This is a genomic window from Thermodesulfobacterium sp. (genome assembly GCF_030445475.1).
In the GTDB taxonomy this organism is placed as follows: Bacteria; Desulfobacterota; Thermodesulfobacteria; order Thermodesulfobacteriales; family Thermodesulfobacteriaceae; genus Thermodesulfobacterium; species Thermodesulfobacterium commune.
In genome coordinates, this window is sequence record NZ_JASUTP010000028.1 from 1 (window position 1) to 19,859 (window position 19,859).

Genomic DNA, 19,859 nt, shown 5'->3' on the forward strand with positions numbered 1-19,859 from the left:
GAGTTAAAGCGGCTTAATAACCTAAAAAGAGATAAAATTTTAGTAGGACAAAAGCTTATCGTTGGGGTCAAAAAGGATGAAACCTCTACCAGAGAAAAATTAAAAACCACAGAAAAAAAAGAGTATGTATACCACATCGTAAAGAAGGGAGAAAGTTTAGATAGTATCGCCAAGAGATATCGTGTTTCTAAAGAGGAACTTAAAAGGCTTAACCATCTCAGGTCAGAAATTTTAACACCAAACCAAAGACTTATCATCCGACCTAAGGAAGAGGACGAAGATTCTTATTCATCTCAGCCTTCAAAACCTTTAGAGGAAAAAGAGACGAGTTTTCAGGCTTTGGAAAAGAAGTTTGAAGGTTTAAAAAACAGTTCTAAGATTAGCCGAAAGCAATGGGTGAGGTTGGCAGAGGAATATAAGCGGTTTTATCTTCTTTATCCAAACAACCCTTTAGCCCCTAAGGCGGTATTAAGAACAGCTCAGGCTTATTACCAGGCTTATACCAAATCTTTGCGAAAATCAGACCTTAACCAAGCGGTGAAAAATTATCAAAGACTTTTGACTCATTATTCTAACTCAGCTGAGACAGAAGAAGCCTATTATATGCTAGCTAAGATATATGGTGAGGAGTTATCTGACAAAAACCTTGCTGAAAGATATAAAAAGGGGCTTGAGCAAAGGTTTCCTAAAAGTGCTTATCTTGCTCAACTAAAACCTTTACCTCAGCGATCTTCTCCTGCTACTCAAAAAGAAATCGCTAAAAAGAAGAAAAAAAAGAGAGAAACATTTGAATTTTATACTTCAAATCGAACCGCTCAAGAGCCTAAGATTACTTTAGCCCCTCAAGTGGTACCTAAGCGTTCTGAAACCAAGGTAAACGCTCAACCTACTCCAGCTTTAGTAGCTGATGCCAAAAGGGTGTTAGAGGTTTCCCCGGTAACAGGAGAAGACTATACCAGGATTATCATCGGTGTTTCTGGAAACTTTGAGTACCAGACAAACATCCTGAAAAGTCCCCCAAGGATTTATGTAGACATCTATCCAGCAAATCTTGACCCTAAAGTTCCTAAGGAAATAGAACTTAAGGACGTACATCTACAAAAGATAAGGGTAGGTCAGTTTGATAAAAACGTAGTAAGGGTTGTGGTTGACCTAAAAAGCCTAACTTCTTACAAAATTTTTAAGTTAAAGGATCCTCATCAGCTTGTGCTTGATTTTACTGGCGAAGAAAAGATGCCTTTTACTGTTATAGCTACCAAACCTAAAAAGTCTAAGAGTTTGTCTTCTAAGAAAAAACAGACCGAGGACAAGCAGGAATACATAAATCTTGCGAGACAGTTTGGTTTAGGGATAAAAAGGATAGTAATAGACCCAGGACATGGGGGTGAAGACCCAGGGGCTGTAGGACCTACAGGGCTAAAGGAAAAAGAAGTCAACCTTCAGGTAGCTAAGCTGTTAGCGCAAAAACTTAAGGAGCGCTTGCCAGAGGTAAAGGTAATTTTAACAAGGAATACCGATGTTTTTATCCCCTTAATCCAGAGGCCAGCAATAGCTAATTCCAAAAAAGGTGACCTTTTTATCTCTGTCCATACCAACGCCTCTCCTAACCCTAACGCAAGAGGTATCGAGGTGTATTATCTTAACTTTAGCACAGACCCAGAGTCTATGAGGGTTGCAGCTCTTGAAAACTCAGCTTCAGATAAAACTTTAAGCGACCTTCAAGATTTAATCAAGGCAGTTCTTTCTAACACCAAACTTTCAGAGTCAAAGCTTTTGGCAGAAAAGGTTAACCAATATCTTCATCAAACCTTAGTAAGGTTTTATCCTGATACCCCTTCTCGAGGGGTAAAGTATGCTCCTTTCTTGGTTTTGGTAGGTACAAGGATGCCTGCTATTTTGGTAGAGGTGTCATTCATAACCAATCCTGTAGAGGAGTCACGACTTAAAAATCCTCATTATTTAGAGATGGTTGCTGAAGGTATCGCTAAAGGTGTAGAAGCTTATGTTCAAACTCTAAAACTTTCTCAGACTTTCCATGGCAAAACCTCTTAAACCTCTTTTTGGCGTAGACTTGTTTTTTTCTCAGGGGCTTTATCAAAACTATCAAAAGTATAAGGTTGCCCTTCTTTGCAATCAGGCCTCTCTTGATGAGACCTTTACCCCCACCTTTATAAGGTTTAAACAGGCCTTTGGGAAAAACTTCAGGCTTATCTTTTCCCCTCAGCATGGGCTTTACTCAGAGAAACAGGCTAACATGATAGGGTCTTATGACGAAGTGGAGCCCTTTACCCAAACCCCTGTGATAAGTCTTTATGGCCCAAGGTTAGAGCCAGAACCTTATCATTTAGAAGACATAGACGTGGTTTTTGTGGACCTGCAGGAGGTTGGCTGTAGGGTATATACCTATATCTGGACGATGTTTTTGCTACTTAAGGTGTGTTTTAACTTAGGGAAAAAAGTGGTAGTCCTTGACAGACCAAACCCGATAGGAGGAAAGATCGAAGGCCCTTACTTAGAAGAAGATTTTAGATCCTTTGTAGGCCTCGACCCTTTACCTTTAAGGCATGGTTTAACCATAGGAGAATTAGCCTTACTGTTTAAAAAACGACATTTTCCAGGTTTGGATTTAGAGGTAGTTGCTGTAAAGGGTTACAGGAAAAGTTTGTTATGGAAGGAACTTGGGAGGCCCTGGGTTTTACCTTCCCCTAACCTTCCTTCCTGGTGGTGTAGTCTTGTTTATCCAGGTCAGGTGTTGCTTGAAGGAACAAACCTTTCTGAAGGTAGAGGCACAACTCTGCCCTTTCTGGTTTTTGGTGCTCCATACTTAAGGATAGAAAAGGTGCTTAATTTTTGGGAAAAATTAGATCTTCCAGAAAAAGACCACGTATTTTTGAGGCCTTTTGTTTTTGAGCCTACCTTTGATAAATGGAAAGGCAGCCGTTGTTTTGGTTTTCAACTATACGTAAAAGACCCAGTAAGGTTTCAACCAGTTAAAACCACCCTTATTTTGCTAAGGTTTATAAAAGAAAACTTTTCGGAGTTTGAGTTTTTAAAGATCCCTTATGAGTTTGAGGAAAAAAAACGTCCGATAGACATTTTGGTGGGTAGTAAACCGGTACTTGATTGGTTAGAAGGGAAAAGAGAAATTGACCTTGATTTTTATCTGTATTATAATTTAAAAAATTATCAGGAAGAGATAGCCTCTATTTTGATGTATGAGTAAAAATAAAACTTTATGAGTAAAAAGTCAAACAATAAAACGATAAAGTTTAAGTCTAACAAGGAGCGGGTAAGTTATTTACTGAAACTTTTTGAGAAGAAAGACAGGGTGCTTATCGTTATTTGGGCAGACCCTGATTCTCTTGCTTCAGCTTTAGCCTTTAAAAGAATATTGCAAAACCGGGTAGAAAAAGTAACCATAGCCAACATAAACGAAATAACCAGGCTTAACAATAAAGTGATGGTAGAGGTTTTGAAAATACCCTTGGTTAAGTATTGTCCTAGGCTGCTTGAAGAACATGATAAATTTGTTTTAGTGGACTCGCAACCTTCTCATAGAGAAGAGTTTAAAAACATCTCCTGGGATGTGGTGATAGACCATCACCCTCTTTTTAGCGAAATCGAGGCTAAGTATTATGACATCAGACCTGATTATGGTGCTACGGCAACCATTCTATATGAATACTTAAAAACTTTAAGAATCAAACCCTCTGTCTACTTGGCTACAGCTCTGGTTTATGGGATAAAAACAGACACCAGCAACTTTGAAAAAAGTGCTAACATCCATGATGTAATGGCTTTTCAGAACCTTTATAAACATATGAACAAACATCTTCTTTCCAAGATAGAGAGCTCAAGCTTGAGGCGGTCTGAACTCAGGTATTTTAAGATTGCTTTAGACCAGCTTAAGTTTAGAAAAAACAGGATGTTTACCTATGTAGGGAAGGTAAGTAATAGTGATGTTTTAGTGTCGATAGCTGATTTTTTAAACAAGGTGTATGAAACTTCTTGGGTGTTTGTAGGGGGCGAATACAAAAAAGTGTTAACTATCATCATTCGTTGTGATGGTTACAGAAAAAATGCAGGTAAAATGGCTAACAAGCTTTTTAAAGACATCGGTTCTGCAGGAGGACATAGAGAAAAGGCTCGGGCTGAAATTCCTTTTGCCAACCTTTCTACCCCGCCAGAGCAATTTAACACCGATAAGCTTATCAAACTTTTTGATAAGTATTTTAAGTTGATAGATAAAAAAGAAAAAGAGAAGGTAAAAGAATAAGCTATGTCAAGATTTGTAGATCAGGCAAAAATTTATGTTAAGGCAGGTAACGGTGGTGATGGATGCATCAGCTTTAGACGGGAAAAATACGTGCCTAAGGGAGGTCCAGACGGAGGCGACGGAGGGGATGGAGGGGATGTTATCTTGATGGCAGACCCTCAGGTCCATACCCTGTATGATTTTTATCATCAGGTACATTTTAAGGCTGAGAACGGTCGCCCTGGGATGGGCAAAAAGATGAAAGGAAGAGATGGGGAAGACCTTATCTTGCGTGTACCTGTAGGTACTGTTGTAAAAGATGCAGAAACCGGAGAGGTTTTAGGTGATTTGGTAACTCCTGGTCAAACCCTGGTAGTAGCCAAAGGAGGTAAAGGCGGCAGGGGGAACGCAAGGTTTGCTACCCCGGTCAGACAGGCCCCAAGAATTGCTGAAAAAGGAACCCCTGGAGAGGAAAGGTGGATTCTGCTTGAGTTAAAATTGATAGCAGATGTAGGACTGGTTGGTTTCCCCAACGCTGGGAAATCTACCCTTCTTAGCAGGATTTCTGCAGCTAAACCCAAAATCGCCGACTATCCTTTTACTACCCTTGAGCCTAATTTAGGGGTGGTAAGTCTGTTAGAAGGAGGGTCTTTTGTGGTGGCTGATATCCCAGGGCTGATAGAAGGAGCTCATAAGGGGATTGGTCTTGGGCATGACTTTCTAAGACATATCGAACGCACAAGGGTTTTACTCTACGTGCTTGACATAACCAAAAAAGAAGAGGTCTTGAAAGATTATCAAGTACTTAAAGAAGAACTCAGACTTTTTAACCCACGTTTATTAGAAAAGGAATACTTTATAGCCTTAAACAAGATAGATACGATAGCAGACCAAGAAGAGATAGAAAGAATCGTGTGTCTTTTCCCTGAAGAAGACCAACCAAAGATTTTTCCTATCTCTGCGGTATCAGGCCAAGGGGTGGTTCAGTTGATTTATGCCCTTTGGAGAAAAATAAACGAGATATTACAGACCAGTGACAAAGAGATCATTCAAGGACAATAAAGTTATGGATAGACAAGCCAGACTAAAAAAAGTTTTAAAAAATGTAAAAAGGATGGTAGTAAAGGTTGGTAGTGCGGTAATTACCAAACAGGATGAGGGATTAAACTATGAGGTTTTAGAAAACTTGGTTTATCAGCTTCAGAAAAAGGTTAAAGAGGGGTATAAGGTAGCTCTGGTTTCGTCAGGTGCGATTGCCTGTGGAAGGGCAAAGTTAAAGTTTTATAAAAAGCCTCTTGCTCTTTGTGAAAAACAGGCCTTGGCATCTATAGGACAGGCGGCTTTAATTCAGGCTTATGAAAACCTTTTTAATCAATACGGTATTTTTGTGTCTCAAATTCTTCTTACTGCAGAAGACCTATCTCTGAGGGAACGCTACCTTAACGCCAAAAAAACCTTTGAGACCTTGCTTAAATGGGGTATCCTTCCCATCGTTAATGAAAACGATACAGTTACGACAGAAGGGATAAGATTTAGTGATAACGATATCCTTTCTGCTTTGGTTGCAGGAACCATCGAGGCAGACCTTTTGGTTATCCTTTCAGACATAGATGCCCTTTATAAGGAGGACCCAAGAGAAAACCCCCAAGCTGAAAAGATATCTGAGGTGTTTAGAGTAGATGAGACGATTTTTAAGATGGCAGGTAAAAAACCTGGAAGTCTAGGAAGGGGAGGGATGTATTCAAAGTTGCTGGCAGCTAAGATGGCAAACTCTATGGGCATTCCTGTGGTTCTTCTCTCAGGTAAGGAACCTTTTATTTTGGAAAAGTTTTGGGAAGGCCAAGAGATAGGTACCATCTTTTGGCCTGAAGAAAGAAAACTCAGCATGAGAAAACTTTGGATAAAATACTACATCAAACCAGAAGGTAGGATTTATATAGATGAAGGGGCTGAAAAGGCCTTATTAGAAAAAGGAAAAAGTCTACTTTTACCAGGGATTCAAAAAATAGAAGGAGAATTCCCAAAAGGGGCTTGTATAGAATGTGTAAACCAGCAGGGAGAAATCATAGCCAAAGGCCTTATCACCTTTTCTTCCTATGATTTACAAAACCTTCTTTCCTCTGATGAAAGACCTAACAAAGAGGTAATCCATCGAGATAATTTAGTGATCCTTAGCTCTTAAGCCCTGTTTTTTTCGTATTCTGTAATTTTTTCTATGATGGTGTGGGCTGAGTTAAAGGCTTTAAGGATGTTTCCTCCTTTGACCGCAAGGTCTCCTGCAAGAAAAATCTTAGGAAGGTTGGTTTCCAGATGTTCGTTTAGGATAGGATTTCCTTTTTCATCAAACTCTATCCCGATTTTTTTTAGAAAATTTTTTGGAGTAGTTCCTCCTAAACAGTAAATGATAACATCATAAAACCCAGTCATTCCATCTTTAAAGAAGACCTTTATTTTTTCACCTTCAGGGGCTATCTGAATTATGTCTGTCCCTAATAAAAGCTTGATTTTTCCTTCTTTTTCTTTTTGATAAAGAAGGTTTAAGTTGGTCTCGTTTATCCTGAAAAATGAAGGCCTTCGGTAAGAAAGATGGACCTCGTTCTTTTCACAGAACTGAAGACTTACCTCAGCTGCTGTGTTTCCTCCACCTACCACTAAAATTTTCTTGTTTTCTAAGGCTACATCTGGTGGTTCAAAGAATACCCTGTTTTTTAGTTCAGAAGGAATGGGATATTCTGGTTTGTTAGGTGCACAAAAGATACCTATAGCAATGATTACAAACTCAGCCAGAAACTTAGGCTCATCTTTTACCCAGATTTCATAACTACCGTTATTTTTGACTACGTTGGTAACCTCAGAATTAAGTCTTACATCAAGTTTCCACTGTTTTATCCAGGAATTAATCCTTTCTAAAAACTCCTCTTTAGTTTCTGTCTCAAACGAGCAGAGCCCTATGGGTTTGACGTTTTTGTCTCGGTAATCAGCATCTACCCTTTTCCCTGGTTTGTAAAACTTGGAAATGGTATAGCATACCTCTTTATGTTTTTCCAGAACCACCACAGGCTCTAACCCTTTAGCTTTGGCTTCTATCGCGCAGGCAATACCTGCAGGGCCACCACCTACTATGGCAATCTTTACCCTTTCTAAGGGTTTTTCCATTACTATCCTCTTTATTTAATTTTTTGTTCCCAAGCCCAGGCGTGTTGGATGATGATTTCTAAGTTCTGAAACTTAGGTTCCCAGGAAAAAAGAGACTTAATTTTTCGATTATCGGCAATCAAAACCGGAGGGTCTCCAGGACGTCTTTCTGTCTCTATTACTTTAAAGTCAACCCCTGTGACCTTTTTTACAGCCTCTACCACCTGTCTTACCGAAACCCCAACCCCATACCCACAGTTTAAAACTAGGCTTTTTCCGCCATCAAGCAAGTATTCTAAGGCAAGGATATGAGCCTCGGCTAAGTCCATTACATGGATGTAGTCTCTGATGCAGGTCCCATCTGGGGTAGGATAGTTGGTGCCATAGATTTCAAGATAGGGATATTCTCCTTTAGCGGTTTTAAGGGCTCTTATGATAAGATGGGTAGGCTGGTTGTAGGCTGGTCCTAACTCAGCCTCTGGGTCTGCCCCTGCCACGTTAAAATATCTTAGGGCTATGTAGTCTAAAGCCTCTGCATGAGAAAGGTCCTCTAAGACCTTTTCTATCATCGCCTTGGTTCTACCATAAGGGTTGATGGGTTCTAAAGGTGCGTCCTCTGGTACAGGAATGGTTTTTGGTATACCATAAACCGCCGCTGAAGAGGAAAAAACAAACTTTTTAACCCTGGCTTTGCTCATCGCTGAAAGAAGTTTTAAGGTATTTTCTACGTTATTGCGGTAGTATTTTAGAGGAAAAGCTACACTTTCAGGAACCACGATAGAGGCTGCAAAATGCATCACAGCCTCAGGTTTTTCTTCCTTTAAGATTTTTTCTACCTTTTCTTCTACGGCAAGGTCTACTTGATAAAACTTGCCATAGGGGATTTTTTTTCCGGTGGTGCTAAGGTTATCGATGATAACCACTTCATATCCATTTTGGACTAAAAGTTTGGCTACATGAGACCCTATATATCCGCAGCCACCGGTGATTAAAATTTTAGGTTTTGCCATGTTAAAACCGTTTTACTTTTGTTTTAGATATGATACAATAAGTTTTGTATGTCGTCAACCAAAGTTTGGGTTAATAAACCAGTCGATTTAGAAGTTTTAAAACAATTTGTAACCAAAGGGTTTTTTACCCCGTTTCTTGCTCAAGTCTTGATCAATAAAGGCTTTACCAGCATAAAAGAAGCTTATCGTTTTCTCTTCCCCCAGCTTAGCGATTTTGGTGACCCTTTTTTGATTCCTGACATGTTACCTGCGGTAAAAAGAATATATCAGGCAGCTATCTCTAACGAGACCATAGGTATTTATGGAGACTCAGACGCTGACGGCATTATCGGAAGCTTTGTGTTGTATGATTTTTTGGTAAGTATTGGCTGTAAGGTTGAATGGCTTATTCCCAGTAAGGAAAAAGAAGGTTATGGTTTTCACGCCAAATTTTTGCCTTACTTCAAACAAAAAGGGGTAAGTCTTTTAATCACGGTAGATGTGGGAATTTCTGCAGCTGATACCGTAAACGAGGCTAAAGCCTTAGGAATAGATGTGATAGTTACAGACCATCACGAGGTAGTCGAAAAACCTGATACCATCGTGGTTTCTGGAAAGCTTACATCTAAAAGCTCTCCCTTTTATCATCTATGCGGGGCAGGGGTAGCTTTTACCCTGATAAGGGCTCTAAGAAAGTTTTTTTACGAGCAAGGGTTTTTTAGAGGAGACAACATCCCTCAGATACGAAAATACCTTGAGCTTGTGGGTTTAGCTACCTTAGCTGACATGGTGCCTCTGCTTGGAGAAAATCGCACGATTACCTTTTACGGGTTTAGAGACCTTTCCTCCCCCTCTTTTTTGGCAACAAAACTTCTTATAGAAAACTCAAGGCTAAACGGAACCCTTTCTGAAGAAGACCTACTTTATCGGGTTATTCCTAAGATAAACGCCGCAGGCAGGATGGGGACCCCTGAGTTGGTTTTTCAATTTTTAAAAGAAAACGAAGAAACTAAGGCTAAGGAGCTTTTAACTAAGATAGAGGGTATCAACCAGAGACGCCAGGAGCTTGAGTTAGAGATACTTTCTTCTTTAGAGAATTTGGCTAAGAGAGAGATAGAACGCTATCCTTTTATTTTTCTAGCTGCAGAAAATCTTCCCAAGGGTCTTTTAGGACTTATTGCTAATAGGTTAAAAAACCAGTATCAGGTTCCTGCTATCGTTGTTTCTATAGAAAACGGAGTAGGGTTTGCCTCTGGAAGAGCCCCTGAGGGGCTTAATCTTTTTAAGGCAGTTTCTAAGTGCGAAGACCTTCTTATTCAGTATGGCGGACATAAACATGCACTTGGATTTCAGGTAAGTCTTAATAACATAGAGGCCCTAAAATCTCGTTTAGCTGACGAAATCAAAAAATTAACTTTAGTTTCTAAACCTGAAAAAGAGATAGTATATGTTGAGGCTGAGGTAGAACTTGCAGAGCTTTTACATCCAGAAAACCTGAAGGCTTTAACTTATCTCCATCCCTACGGAGAGGCCCATCTCCCTCCAAACATTCTTATCAGAAATTTCGAGGTAAAAGAAAGATTTTTGTTAAAGGATAAACATTCTAAGTTTGTGCTTAAAAAAGGACTAAATGAGATCATCGCTATCTGGTTTAACCAGGTGGTAGAAGACGAGAGGATAAGGTTAGTTTTAGGTCAACCTTACGTAAACACCTACAGAAACACCTTAGAAATAAAGGTAGTTGATGTAAGATGAAAACCCGTACTATAAGTATAAGAGAGGAAAAGGAGGCTTTTGAAGAGCTTTACTTAGCACCTAAAGCTTGTAAGTCCCGATTTTCCCGGGGAAGAACTTATCCTGAAGAAGAGTGTGAGATAAGAACGGCTTTTGAAAGGGACCGGGACCGGATTATTCATTCCAAGGCCTTTAGAAGGCTAAAACATAAAACCCAAGTGTTTTTAGCCCCTAAAGGAGATCATTATCGGACGAGACTTACCCACACCTTGGAAGTAGCTCAGATAGCAAGGACTATAGCCAGGGCTTTAAATCTAAATGAGACCCTGACTGAGGCTATAGCTTTGGGGCATGACCTTGGGCATACTCCCTTTGGCCATGCAGGAGAAGAGGTCTTAAACGAGCTTTTAGAGGGTGGTTTTAGACACTATGAGCAGAGCTTGAGGGTGGTTGAGAAACTGGAAAAAGACGGAAGAGGCTTAAATCTTACGTTTGAGGTAAAGGAGGGTATTTTAAAACATTCTAAAGGGATGGGACCTATTCTAAGTAAGGGATCTGATAAGCCAAGCACTCTTGAAGCTGAGATAGTAAGGGTTTCAGATGTGATAGCTTATGTCAACCACGATGTAGATGATGCTCTAAGAGCAGGGATGATAGACTTAAAAGACCTTCCTCAAAATTCTAAAAAAATCCTGGGAGAAACCCATGCCCAAAGGATTTCTACGTTGGTAAAAAGTATCGTTTATTCTACCAGAGAGGCAAACTACTCTGAGATTGTGATGGAAGATAAGGTGCTTAGTGCTTTGACAGAGCTTAGAGAGTTTTTGTTTGAGAAAATCTATTTTTCCCAGTCTGTAAGAAAAGAGTTTGAGAAAGCCAAAAGACTGCTTTTACAGCTTTTTGAGTTTTATGACAAAAATTTTGAGAACATTCCTTATTTTATAAAGGCTAAATCGGTTTTTCCTGATGAGCCTAAAGAGAGATTGATAGCTGATTATATTTCAGGGATGACTGACAGATATGCTATCTACCAGTATTTTGAATGCTTTGTTCCTAAGCCTTGGCAAGGGCTGGAGAAGGTTTTTGGAGGCATAGACTATGAGCTATAAGAAGATAGGTTGGTTTACTACCGCAAGAGATAAGGCTGCTTTAGACCTGCTAAGGGTGGTATATTCGGAGATAAAAAAGGGAAACATACCTGCCAGATTAGAATATGTGTTTGTAAGCAAAGCACCAGATGAAGGAGAATGGGCAGAAAGGCTGATAAAAGAAGCTAAGGAAGATCTGGGGCTTAAGGTTATCTGTTTTTCTGCTGAACGCTTTAAACCAGAGCTTAGAAAGGCTCAAAGGGACCTCTGGAGAAAGGAGTATCACGCGGAGGTTTTAAAAAGGCTTGATATGGAGATAGACTTTGGGGTTTTAGCTGGTTATATGTGGATTACCTCAGAAGACTTTTGTAAGTCCTTAAGGTTGATCAATCTTCATCCAGCTCTTCCAGGAGGTCCTAAAGGGTCCTGGCAGGAGGTTATCTGGCAGCTTATTAGCGCAAGGGCTATGGAAACAGGGGCGATGTTTCATCAGGTAACTCCTGAACTTGACGAAGGCCCAGCCCTCACCTACTTTAGACTAAATCTTCGTACCCCTGAGTTTATCCCTTTGTGGGAAGAAACTGAGGCCAAACTTCTAAAATACCATCTTTCAGGGCTTAAAAAACTCGAAGGAGAAGAAAACGCCCTCTTTAGAAAAATTCGCGAAGAAGAACTGAAAAGAGAGTTGCCTTTGCTTGTGTTTACTTTAAAATATCTATGCGAGGAAAAAATAGGGTTTGAGGGAGATATCCCTGTTGATTTAACAGAAGAAATAGAAAAAAGCTTACCGGATTTTATCATAACTTAACCAGGAGGAAAGCGATGAAAAAGATTTTATATGTTGGATGTTTAGGTTTTAGTCTTTTGTTAGGAGGGTGTGTAGCCTCTCAAGATGAAATACAAGCTCTAAAGGTTAAGGTCCTTAACCTTGAAACTACCCTTCAACAGCAATCGCAAAACCAAAAGGCCATAGCAAACGAACTTAATCAGTTAAAAGAAAGGATAAATGCCTTAGAAAAAAAACTGAGCGAGGACCTGCTTTTAGAGGTAAAAACCAAGGCCTTAGCTGAGATAGAGGAACTTAAGTCTTCTCAGGCTAAGATATCTTCTCAGGTAGAGGACCTTGTGGCTTCAAAAGAAGACCTTTATAAGACCTTTACCAAACAATCAGAAGAGCTTAAAACCAGAATAGAAGCCCTGGAATTAAAGGTAAAATCTTTAGAAGAAAAGGGGTCTTCTTCTCAAGCCACTTCCTCAAGCGTATCTAACGAAACTGCATCTAAACCATCAAACCAAACTGTATCTAACGCAACCCAGGAAACCAAACCTCAAACCCTTACTTCTTCAAGTAACGCTACCTCTAACGGGACTGCTAAAACAGAGGCTTCCAAACAGCAAGGATCTCCTCAAAAAGAGCTAACTGAGGCTGAGGTCTACAGCCAGGCTTTTGACCTCTATCAGCAAAAAAAGTGGGATGAAGCTATGAATGCCTTTAAACAGTATCTACAAAAATACCCTAAAGGCAAGTTTTTAGCCCAGAGTCATTATTGGCTGGGAGAAATTTATTACAATAAAAAGGATTACGAAGACGCTATTTTGTCCTATCAAAAGGTTATAGAAAGCTCTGCTCCCGCGACTTTAAAGGCCTCAGCCATGTATAAACAAGCTTTAAGTTTTAAAAACTTAGGAGATAAAGATGCCTACACCATCTTATTGAAACGTATCATAAAACTCTATCCTAAAAGTAAAGAAGCTGAGGAGGCCAAAAAACTTTTAGGTATAAAAAGGTAGGTTAAGCTTTTTTAAGCCTGTAGGGGTTAATAGTCAACACAGGAATAGGAGAGTTTTTTACCACACCGTTTGCTACGCTTCCAAAGAGGATTCTATCAAGCCCTTTTTTCCCATGGGTTCCCATTACGATAAGGTCTGCCTTGACTTTTTCTCCGGTTTCGATGATCTTTTCAACCACGTCGCCTTTTACGATAATAGACTGAGCCTCAGGATAGTCAGCAAAGTGTTTCTTCATAAAGTCTTCCATAGACTTTTGAGCCCCTTCTAAAAGCACATTTTCAAGGTCTGTAAGGGTTTTTACCGAACCATAGAGTCCTTCATAGGCAGCCAAATCTTCTAAAACAAAGACAACATGAATTTTAGAATTAAGCTTTTTAGCAAGATCCTTAGCCCATTCAGCCACAAACTCAGAAACCTCAGAAAAATCTACAGGAACTAAAATGTTTTTAATCTCAACCATAAATCCCTCCTTGTAAGGATTTTTTTTATACTATATTTTATTTTTATGATAAGTTTAAAAGTTTTTTAATCAAGGGATAATATCATAAATTGCCGATAGAAATTTATAAACTTTGATGACATATCGTTTATCTAATTGGGTCTACCCGTAAATACCTCTATAACTTTAGCCCTACCCTTAATCTCCTTCATGAGCCTCTCTAAATGATTCATCGTGTCAATAAATCTTTTAACCTCATCTCTCAACTTGGCAAATCTTTATTAAAAGGCCTGTAGGTGATATTCAAGGTGTTTTTCAACATCCCCCTTGAATTAAATTCAGTCTACCTGCAGGAATTCTCAGACAAACGAAAAGTTTCTTACTTAAATTGATAAGAAAAGTAAACCTTAAGACCTTTCTCCTTGACGTAACTTCTTAAACATCCTTTTTCTTAAGCTGTGTCTTGGCCTTCTCAGGTTAGAAAATTTTTGGTATAATGTAACACTATTATAATGGAGATAGAAAATGCAAGCCTGTCCCATATACCAGACTACTGTAGAATCACATACCGAGACCTATACAGCCCCTTACAACGAGCAGGAATACAAAAACTATGAATCTCACACCTGCGATATCCACTGGTGGAAGCCCGTTGAAGCTTATATCTATCTTAAAGTTTAAAGCAAATGGAATGAATTTTACTTTTCAGGGAGGAAAAAGATGAAATCCGTTATCCTTGCTGGAGGCTCTGGGACAAGGCTTTATCCAGTTACCCACGTTGTTAACAAACATCTTCTTCCTATTTACAACAAACCTATGATTTATTACCCTCTATCTCTAAGTATGCTTATCGGAATAAGAGAGACGATTCTGGTAGTTAATCCTCAAGATGTGGAAAACTTCAAAAGGCTTTTAGGTGATGGTTCTCATCTTGGCATGAGGATAGATTATGTGATTCAGGAAAGACCAAGAGGACTTGCAGAAGGACTTATCCTGACAGAACTATATCTAAAAAACCAGAATTGTATACTCTACATGCTTGGAGACAACATATTTTTCGGGCATGACCTTCCCAAAATAATGCTTTCTGCAAAAGAGGAAGTGAGAAAAGAGGGTGGGGCTTGTGTTTTTGCCTACTATGTGCATGACCCAGAAAGGTTTGGTGTAGTTGAGTTTGACGAATCTGGGAGAGTATTATCTTTGGAAGAGAAACCTAAAAAGCCAAAGTCAAACTACGCAGTCGTAGGTATGTATTTCTATGATAGCGAGGTTTTTGAAATAGCTAAATCCATAAAACCATCTCACAGAGGTGAGTTAGAAATAACTTCTGTAAACGAGGAATATCTAAAAAGAGGAAAGTTGAAAGCTAAACTTCTTGGAAGAGGCTTTGCCTGGTTTGATGCTGGAACCCATGAGAGTTTCCTTGAAGCTGGAGAGTTTGTGGCAACAATTGAGAAAAAAACAGGACTCATGATAGGCTGTATAGAAGAGATAGCCTATAGAAACGGCTGGATAGATAAGGAGCAACTTTTAAAGCTTGCAGAGCCTTTGAAAAAAACGGAGTATGGAAAGTATTTAATAAACCTTACTAAGGAAAGCTAAATGCCCTTTACTTTTAAAAAACTTGCTATTCCAGATGTGGTGCTTATTGTTCCTAAGGTATTTAGGGACGAGAGAGGATATTTTATGGAAACTTATAAAAGGTCTGAATTTGAAGTGGAAGGAATAAATGTAGATTTTATTCAAGATAATCATTCCTATTCTATAAAAGGCGTCCTACGAGGTCTTCACTACCAGAAAAAGCCTAAAGTTCAAGGAAAGCTTGTTAGATGCGTAGTAGGAAGAATATTTGATGTAGCTGTAGACATAAGAAAAGATAGTCCGACCTTTGGAAAATGGGTAGCTGTTGAGCTTTCCGAAGAAAACGGGTACATGCTTTGGATCCCAGAAGGATTTGCTCACGGATTTTTAGTTCTTTCAGATTTTGCTCATGTTATTTATAAGGTTTCAGGGGCTGAATACTCCCCTGAGCACGATGCTGGTATTATTTGGAATGACGAAGACATAGCGATTAAATGGCCTTTGGACCAGGTAGATAGGATAGTGTTATCCCAGAAGGATGCTAAACTTCCTAAATTAAGAGACTTGAAAGAGGAGGATTTACTTTGAAAGTATTAGTAACAGGTGGTGCCGGGTTTATTGGTAGTGCTTTTGTCAGGTTGTATGCTTCTGTGTATACCGTAGGGGTAGTAGATGCACTAACTTATGCTGGAGATTTAGAGAGACTATCTTCGATTGAAGGCTTGTATGAATTCTACCATGCAGATATAACAGATATGTCAGCCCTCAAGAAGGTTTTTGAAGATTTTCGTCCCGATGTGGTGGTTCATTTTGCTGCGGAAACTCATGTAGACAGGTCAATTTTAGAACCTCAGAAATTTGTTAAAACCAACGTAGAAGGAACTTTAAATCTTTTAGAACTTGCAAGGGAGTTTAAGATAGAGAGATTTGTAAATATATCTACAGATGAGGTTTATGGGGAATTAGGAGAGACTGGAAAATTCAAAGAAGACACCCCTTTAAACCCAAACTCACCCTATTCAGTAAGCAAGGCAAGTGCTGACATGCTTGGAAGAGCCTATTACAGAACTTATGGCCTTCCTGTTATCACAGTTAGACCCTCAAACAACTACGGACCCTGGCAGTACCCAGAAAAGCTGATTCCTGTGGTTATACTCAAAGCTCTTAAAAACGAACATATTCCTGTTTACGGCACAGGTATGAACATAAGGGAATGGCTTTACGTAGATGACTGCGCAAGAGCTATAGGTATGATTTTGGAGCAAGGTATTGTGGGTGAAATTTACAACATCTCAAGTGGGGAAGAAAAAAGAAACATAGAGGTGGTTAGGGAAATCCTGAGGTTATTGGGTAAAGACGAAACACTTATAAGGTTTGTTAAAGACAGACCTGGGCATGACTATAGGTATGCTACAGATGCAACCAAAATAAGAACTGAACTTGGTTGGGAGCCTAAGATTAAGTTTGAAGAAGGGCTTAAAAAGACGGTGGGTTGGTATTTAGAACACATAGATTGGGTTAAAGCTAAGCTAAGAGATCTTGAGGAACTCTGGAAAAAGGTTTATTCATGAAGATTCTCATAACTGGGGCAAAAGGGCAGTTAGCAAGAGAGTTTATAAGACAATTTACACAAAAAGGTACAGAGTTTGTAGATTTTTCAAGGGAAGAGCTTGATGTTTCTGATTTTAAGGCAGTTTTTAAGATAATTAAAGAAATAAAACCAACCATAGTTATAAACTGTGCTGCTTACAATAACGTCGATGGTGCAGAGAAAGAAAAAGAAAGAGCTTTTTTGGTTAACGCCATAGGCCCGTATAACCTAAGTGTTGTTTGTAGTGACATAAAAGCTTTGTTGATTCACTTCTCAACAGATTATGTTTTTGATGGTACAAAGGAAGGGCTTTATACAGAAGAAGACGAGCCAAACCCTTTGAATGAATACGGAAAAAGTAAACTCTGGGGAGAGCGTTTCATTCAGGAAAACATGGAAAATTACCTAATTTTCCGCACAAGCTGGGTCTATGGAGAGGGAAAACAAAATTTTCTCTACAAACTTACTCAGTGGGCTCAAACCCAGGAATACCTGAGGATTGCCTGCGATGAGTTTTCAGTGCCAACATCGACAAGAACTATTGTAGAGGTAACATTAAAAGCCATAGAACAAGGTCTTACCGGGCTTTACCACCTTGTAAACTCTGGTTATACATCTCGCTTTGAATGGGCAAGGGAGTATCTGAGACTAAGAGGCATAAAAAAGTTCATCTATCCAGCCTATCAGGCTGATTTTAATCTTCCTGCAAAAAGACCACGTTTTTCTGTAATGAGCAATGATAAAATATGTAAAAGGCTCAAGATAGAAATAAGACATTGGAAAGATGAATTGCTTGCCTTTTCAGTCAAGCTATGACGTATAAGTAACTAACTCCTCTGGATAAATTTTTGAAGTGTGAAACTTCCCAAACCAGAGCCTTTTGTTCTCTCCTGGGTCTCTGTCTCATCGGTAAGATTGGGTAATAAAGACATAAAAAATAGAGGAAGGAAGTAAATTCCTTCCTCTATATAGGATTAAAGATCTCAACAGAATAAGCATTAGTTTTGTAATTTTAAGCCTTTAGCATCAAGCTCAGGTCTTTTTCAGGCTCTGAGATAAGCCTTATGTTATAGTTTTCCGCTAAGAATGAGACCACGTTTTCAGACAGAAAGGCAGGCAAACTTGGACCAAGAAAGATGTTTTTAATCCCAAGGTATAAGAGGGTAAGCAAGATGGCTACTGCTTTTTGCTCATACCAGGAGACCACCAAAGAAAGAGGAAGCTCATTTACCCCTACTCCAAAAGCCTGACTCAGAGCCAAAGCTATCTGAATGGCAGAATAGGCGTCATTACATTGCCCTATGTCTAAAAGCCTCGGTATACCTTCGATATCTCCCAAGTCTTTATCGTAAAATCTGTATTTTCCGCAAGCAAGGGTGAGGATAACGGCATCCTGAGGCACTATTTCTACAAACCTTGTGTAATAGTTGCGTCCAGGTTTAGCCCCGTCGCAACCGCCTACCAAGAAGAAATGTTTGATCTTTCCTGCTTTAACCAGTTCTATTACCTTGTCTGCTACAGAAAGTACCGCGTTTCTGGCAAATCCAACCATAACCTCTTTCCCTGGGTTGTCTTCGGTAAAACCTGGCATAGAAAGGGCTTTTTCGATTACCGCAGAAAAGTTTTTACCCTTTATATGGGTTATCCCTGAAAACCCAACCGGCCCCAAGGTAAAGACTCTGTCTTTGTATTCTTCCTTAGGAGGCATAAGGCAGTTGGTAGTCATAACGATAGGCCCAGGGAAGTTAACAAACTCTTTTTGCTGGTTTTGCCAGGCGGTGCCGTAATTACCGTATAGATGAGGAAATTTTTTTAGCTCAGGATAGCCATGAGCAGGGAGCATCTCCCCATGGGTATAGATATAGATGCCCCTTCCTTCTGTCTGTCTAAGCAGCTCATAGAGGTCCTCTAAGTCGTGTCCAGAAACAAGGATGGCTTTTCCAGCTTTGGTGCCAAGAGGCACTTTGGTAGGCACAGGATGGCCAAAGGCCTGGGTGTTTGCTTTATCGAGAAGTTCCATAACCTTAAGGTTTAACTCTCCTACCTCTAAAGCCCTTTTAACCCAGGCCTCTAAGTCTCCTTTTTCCTTATAAACGTCTACCAAAAGCTGTTTGAATTTGCGATAAACCTCTTGGTCCCACACCCCCAATTTATGTGCATGGTAGGCATAGGCAGCAATTCCTTTTAACCCATAAAGCACACAGAGTTTAAGCGAAAAGATATCTTCCCCCCAAACTTCTTTAAACTTAGGGTCTATTTCATATTCTTTAGCAAGGTTTATCAACTCATCCATGCTTGCCGCAGGGATTTTGTCAAACGAGGACTTTACCTGGTAGGTGTTTTCGATTTTTTCTGTTAAGGCAGAGGTCTCTTCGAGGTAAGCTTTAATCCTTTCAGGGTCAAAATTGACGTTAGTTAGGGTTGCAAACATTCCTTCCATGATGAAAAAGTCTACATCTGAGGCATCATATCCTTTAGGTTGAGCCAAAAGATAGGCCTCTGAAAGCCCTGCCAGGTTATAAATCAGTAAGTCCTGTAAAAGGTCAGCTTCTGGGGTTTTTCCACATACCCCTTTTACTGTACAAGCCTTGCCTCCTGCAGTTTGTTCGCACTGGTTACAAAACATCTTTGCACCTCCTTTTTTAAGTTTTTATATAAATAGAAAATAAATTAGAAAAGAAGATTTTTCCTTGACTTAAGTCAAAAAGGACTATACCCTTAGCCTTTCATTTTAAAACCCTAACCTATTGACAAAACCATAAAATATTTTAAGTTTTATTTATACAGACGGTTGGGGGATCGTCTAATTGGCAGGACAGTGGACTCTGGATCCACGAGTGGAGGTTCGAGTCCTCCTCCCCCAGCTTGTTTCCTGAATTTCAGAATACTCCTCTAAATTCTGCACACAACGGCACACATTTTAAAAAAATATACATTTCCTAAATTGCCGATAGAAATTTATAATTTATATTCATGTTTTCCCATTTTCCAATATGTCTAAACGATTTATAAAATCTTTACCTGGTTCAAACAGAGGTTACAGCACCTTGCAACATACAAGCAGAAAAACAGACATCCCAAGATGACTTACAAGGGATTTCGTGGAGATAGACTTATGATTACGGCCTTTAAAGAGTGCCTTTGATAGTTTATCATAAATTTAAGGAAGGCAATAGGTATGATGGGCATGTAAGGGCGATAGAGGCAGTTTTTGAGGTGATACGACGAATCAATGAGAGAGGCTTGTGAAGGAGAT

18 protein-coding genes and 1 tRNA gene are annotated in these 19,859 nt (G+C 39.5%); 15 read left to right on the forward strand and 4 right to left on the reverse strand.

The window, feature by feature from the left end:
- From PWP26_RS07155 to proB, 5 genes are all read left to right on the forward strand, one after another.
- On the forward strand, positions 1-2,052 hold a 2,052-nt coding region (locus PWP26_RS07155), incomplete at its 5' end, for an N-acetylmuramoyl-L-alanine amidase (RefSeq protein ID WP_301399316.1).
- On the forward strand, positions 2,036-3,223 hold the full coding sequence (locus PWP26_RS07160) for a DUF1343 domain-containing protein (protein ID WP_287568721.1): 1,188 nt from the start codon (positions 2,036-2,038) through the stop codon (positions 3,221-3,223). The genes PWP26_RS07155 and PWP26_RS07160, both read left to right, overlap by 17 nt.
- Before the next feature lie 12 nt (positions 3,224-3,235).
- Positions 3,236-4,276 carry a bifunctional oligoribonuclease/PAP phosphatase NrnA gene (locus PWP26_RS07165; protein ID WP_301399318.1) on the forward strand — a complete coding sequence of 347 codons (1,041 nt, stop codon included), beginning with the start codon at positions 3,236-3,238 and terminating at the stop codon, positions 4,274-4,276.
- Between the two features lie 3 nt (positions 4,277-4,279).
- Positions 4,280-5,317 (forward strand): GTPase ObgE, encoded by a 1,038-nt coding sequence (obgE, locus tag PWP26_RS07170; RefSeq protein WP_273010503.1) that lies wholly within the window; start codon positions 4,280-4,282, stop codon positions 5,315-5,317.
- 4 nt (positions 5,318-5,321) lie between these two features.
- Positions 5,322-6,437, forward strand: coding sequence for a glutamate 5-kinase (proB, locus tag PWP26_RS07175; protein WP_273025869.1), 1,116 nt, complete (start codon positions 5,322-5,324; stop codon positions 6,435-6,437).
- On the opposite strand, the gene PWP26_RS07180 is transcribed toward proB, so the two are convergent.
- Together PWP26_RS07180 and galE are read right to left on the reverse strand one after the other, a co-directional pair.
- The gene (locus tag PWP26_RS07180) at positions 6,434-7,411 is read right to left on the reverse strand and encodes an NAD(P)-binding domain-containing protein (protein ID WP_301399320.1); all 978 of its coding nucleotides are present in this window, start codon (positions 7,409-7,411) and stop codon (positions 6,434-6,436) included. The genes proB and PWP26_RS07180 overlap by 4 nt on opposite strands.
- Positions 7,412-7,422: 11 nt before the next feature.
- Positions 7,423-8,400 carry a UDP-glucose 4-epimerase GalE gene (galE, locus tag PWP26_RS07185; RefSeq protein WP_301399321.1) on the reverse strand — a complete coding sequence of 326 codons (978 nt, stop codon included), beginning with the start codon at positions 8,398-8,400 and terminating at the stop codon, positions 7,423-7,425.
- A 48-nt stretch (positions 8,401-8,448) separates the two neighbouring features.
- Here galE and recJ point away from each other — a divergent pair, with 48 nt between their 5' ends.
- The 4 genes from recJ to ybgF are packed head-to-tail and all read left to right on the forward strand — an operon-like array spanning position 8,449 to position 12,992.
- On the forward strand, positions 8,449-10,134 hold the full coding sequence (recJ, locus tag PWP26_RS07190; protein WP_301399322.1) for a single-stranded-DNA-specific exonuclease RecJ: 1,686 nt from the start codon (positions 8,449-8,451) through the stop codon (positions 10,132-10,134).
- Positions 10,131-11,222: a deoxyguanosinetriphosphate triphosphohydrolase gene (locus PWP26_RS07195; protein WP_022856045.1), complete on the forward strand. Its 1,092-nt coding sequence runs from the start codon at positions 10,131-10,133 to the stop codon at positions 11,220-11,222. The genes recJ and PWP26_RS07195 overlap by 4 nt, the downstream gene beginning before the upstream one ends.
- Positions 11,212-12,009: a formyltransferase family protein gene (locus tag PWP26_RS07200; protein WP_022856044.1), complete on the forward strand. Its 798-nt coding sequence runs from the start codon at positions 11,212-11,214 to the stop codon at positions 12,007-12,009. The genes PWP26_RS07195 and PWP26_RS07200 overlap by 11 nt, the downstream gene beginning before the upstream one ends.
- A gap of 14 nt (positions 12,010-12,023) precedes the next feature.
- On the forward strand, positions 12,024-12,992 hold the full coding sequence (gene ybgF, locus PWP26_RS07205) for a tol-pal system protein YbgF (protein WP_022856043.1): 969 nt from the start codon (positions 12,024-12,026) through the stop codon (positions 12,990-12,992).
- 1 nt (position 12,993) lies between these two features.
- Here ybgF and PWP26_RS07210 read toward each other — a convergent pair whose 3' ends face one another.
- A complete protein-coding gene (locus tag PWP26_RS07210) occupies positions 12,994-13,452 on the reverse strand; it encodes a universal stress protein (protein WP_038062480.1) in 459 nt (152 codons plus the stop codon).
- Positions 13,453-13,956: 504 nt separating this feature from the next.
- Between PWP26_RS07210 and PWP26_RS07215 the strand changes: the two genes are divergently transcribed.
- Genes PWP26_RS07215 through rfbD form a run of 5 tightly spaced genes read left to right on the forward strand, consistent with a single transcriptional unit; the run spans position 13,957 to position 17,419 of the window.
- Positions 13,957-14,112, forward strand: a complete 156-nt coding sequence (locus PWP26_RS07215) for a hypothetical protein (protein ID WP_155984473.1) — start codon at positions 13,957-13,959, stop codon at positions 14,110-14,112.
- Between the two features lie 39 nt (positions 14,113-14,151).
- The gene (gene rfbA / locus PWP26_RS07220; protein WP_301399323.1) at positions 14,152-15,033 is read left to right on the forward strand and encodes a glucose-1-phosphate thymidylyltransferase RfbA; all 882 of its coding nucleotides are present in this window, start codon (positions 14,152-14,154) and stop codon (positions 15,031-15,033) included.
- Positions 15,034-15,600 (forward strand): dTDP-4-dehydrorhamnose 3,5-epimerase, encoded by a 567-nt coding sequence (gene rfbC / locus PWP26_RS07225; RefSeq protein ID WP_022856039.1) that lies wholly within the window; start codon positions 15,034-15,036, stop codon positions 15,598-15,600.
- Positions 15,597-16,583 (forward strand): dTDP-glucose 4,6-dehydratase, encoded by a 987-nt coding sequence (gene rfbB, locus PWP26_RS07230; protein WP_022856038.1) that lies wholly within the window; start codon positions 15,597-15,599, stop codon positions 16,581-16,583. The genes rfbC and rfbB overlap by 4 nt, the downstream gene beginning before the upstream one ends.
- A complete protein-coding gene (gene rfbD, locus PWP26_RS07235) occupies positions 16,580-17,419 on the forward strand; it encodes a dTDP-4-dehydrorhamnose reductase (RefSeq protein ID WP_287568727.1) in 840 nt (279 codons plus the stop codon). The genes rfbB and rfbD overlap by 4 nt, the downstream gene beginning before the upstream one ends.
- Positions 17,420-17,615: 196 nt before the next feature.
- On the opposite strand, the gene hcp is transcribed toward rfbD, so the two are convergent.
- On the reverse strand, positions 17,616-19,229 hold the full coding sequence (gene hcp, locus PWP26_RS07240; protein WP_038062485.1) for a hydroxylamine reductase: 1,614 nt from the start codon (positions 19,227-19,229) through the stop codon (positions 17,616-17,618).
- A 166-nt stretch (positions 19,230-19,395) separates the two neighbouring features.
- Between hcp and PWP26_RS07245 the strand changes: the two genes are divergently transcribed.
- Positions 19,396-19,467, forward strand: a tRNA-Gln gene (locus tag PWP26_RS07245).
- Positions 19,468-19,859 lie beyond the last annotated feature (392 nt).

What these genes read in the sequence shown, in the direction of transcription:
- ybgF (WP_022856043.1), top strand. Translation starts at nt 12,024, where the DNA reads ATGAAAAAGATTTTATATGTTGGATGTTTAGGTTTTAGTCTTTTGTTA.
- PWP26_RS07210 (WP_038062480.1), bottom strand. Translation starts at nt 13,452, where the DNA reads ATGGTTGAGATTAAAAACATTTTAGTTCCTGTAGATTTTTCTGAGGTT.
- hcp (WP_038062485.1), bottom strand. Translation starts at nt 19,229, where the DNA reads ATGTTTTGTAACCAGTGCGAACAAACTGCAGGAGGCAAGGCTTGTACA.
- PWP26_RS07195 (WP_022856045.1), top strand. Translation starts at nt 10,131, where the DNA reads ATGAAAACCCGTACTATAAGTATAAGAGAGGAAAAGGAGGCTTTTGAA.
- rfbD (WP_287568727.1), top strand. Translation starts at nt 16,580, where the DNA reads ATGAAGATTCTCATAACTGGGGCAAAAGGGCAGTTAGCAAGAGAGTTT.
- PWP26_RS07200 (WP_022856044.1), top strand. Translation starts at nt 11,212, where the DNA reads ATGAGCTATAAGAAGATAGGTTGGTTTACTACCGCAAGAGATAAGGCT.
- obgE (WP_273010503.1), top strand. Translation starts at nt 4,280, where the DNA reads ATGTCAAGATTTGTAGATCAGGCAAAAATTTATGTTAAGGCAGGTAAC.
- rfbC (WP_022856039.1), top strand. Translation starts at nt 15,034, where the DNA reads ATGCCCTTTACTTTTAAAAAACTTGCTATTCCAGATGTGGTGCTTATT.
- PWP26_RS07160 (WP_287568721.1), top strand. Translation starts at nt 2,036, where the DNA reads ATGGCAAAACCTCTTAAACCTCTTTTTGGCGTAGACTTGTTTTTTTCT.
- PWP26_RS07180 (WP_301399320.1), bottom strand. Translation starts at nt 7,411, where the DNA reads ATGGAAAAACCCTTAGAAAGGGTAAAGATTGCCATAGTAGGTGGTGGC.
- PWP26_RS07165 (WP_301399318.1), top strand. Translation starts at nt 3,236, where the DNA reads ATGAGTAAAAAGTCAAACAATAAAACGATAAAGTTTAAGTCTAACAAG.
- recJ (WP_301399322.1), top strand. Translation starts at nt 8,449, where the DNA reads ATGTCGTCAACCAAAGTTTGGGTTAATAAACCAGTCGATTTAGAAGTT.
- galE (WP_301399321.1), bottom strand. Translation starts at nt 8,400, where the DNA reads ATGGCAAAACCTAAAATTTTAATCACCGGTGGCTGCGGATATATAGGG.
- rfbA (WP_301399323.1), top strand. Translation starts at nt 14,152, where the DNA reads ATGAAATCCGTTATCCTTGCTGGAGGCTCTGGGACAAGGCTTTATCCA.
- proB (WP_273025869.1), top strand. Translation starts at nt 5,322, where the DNA reads ATGGATAGACAAGCCAGACTAAAAAAAGTTTTAAAAAATGTAAAAAGG.
- PWP26_RS07215 (WP_155984473.1), top strand. Translation starts at nt 13,957, where the DNA reads ATGCAAGCCTGTCCCATATACCAGACTACTGTAGAATCACATACCGAG.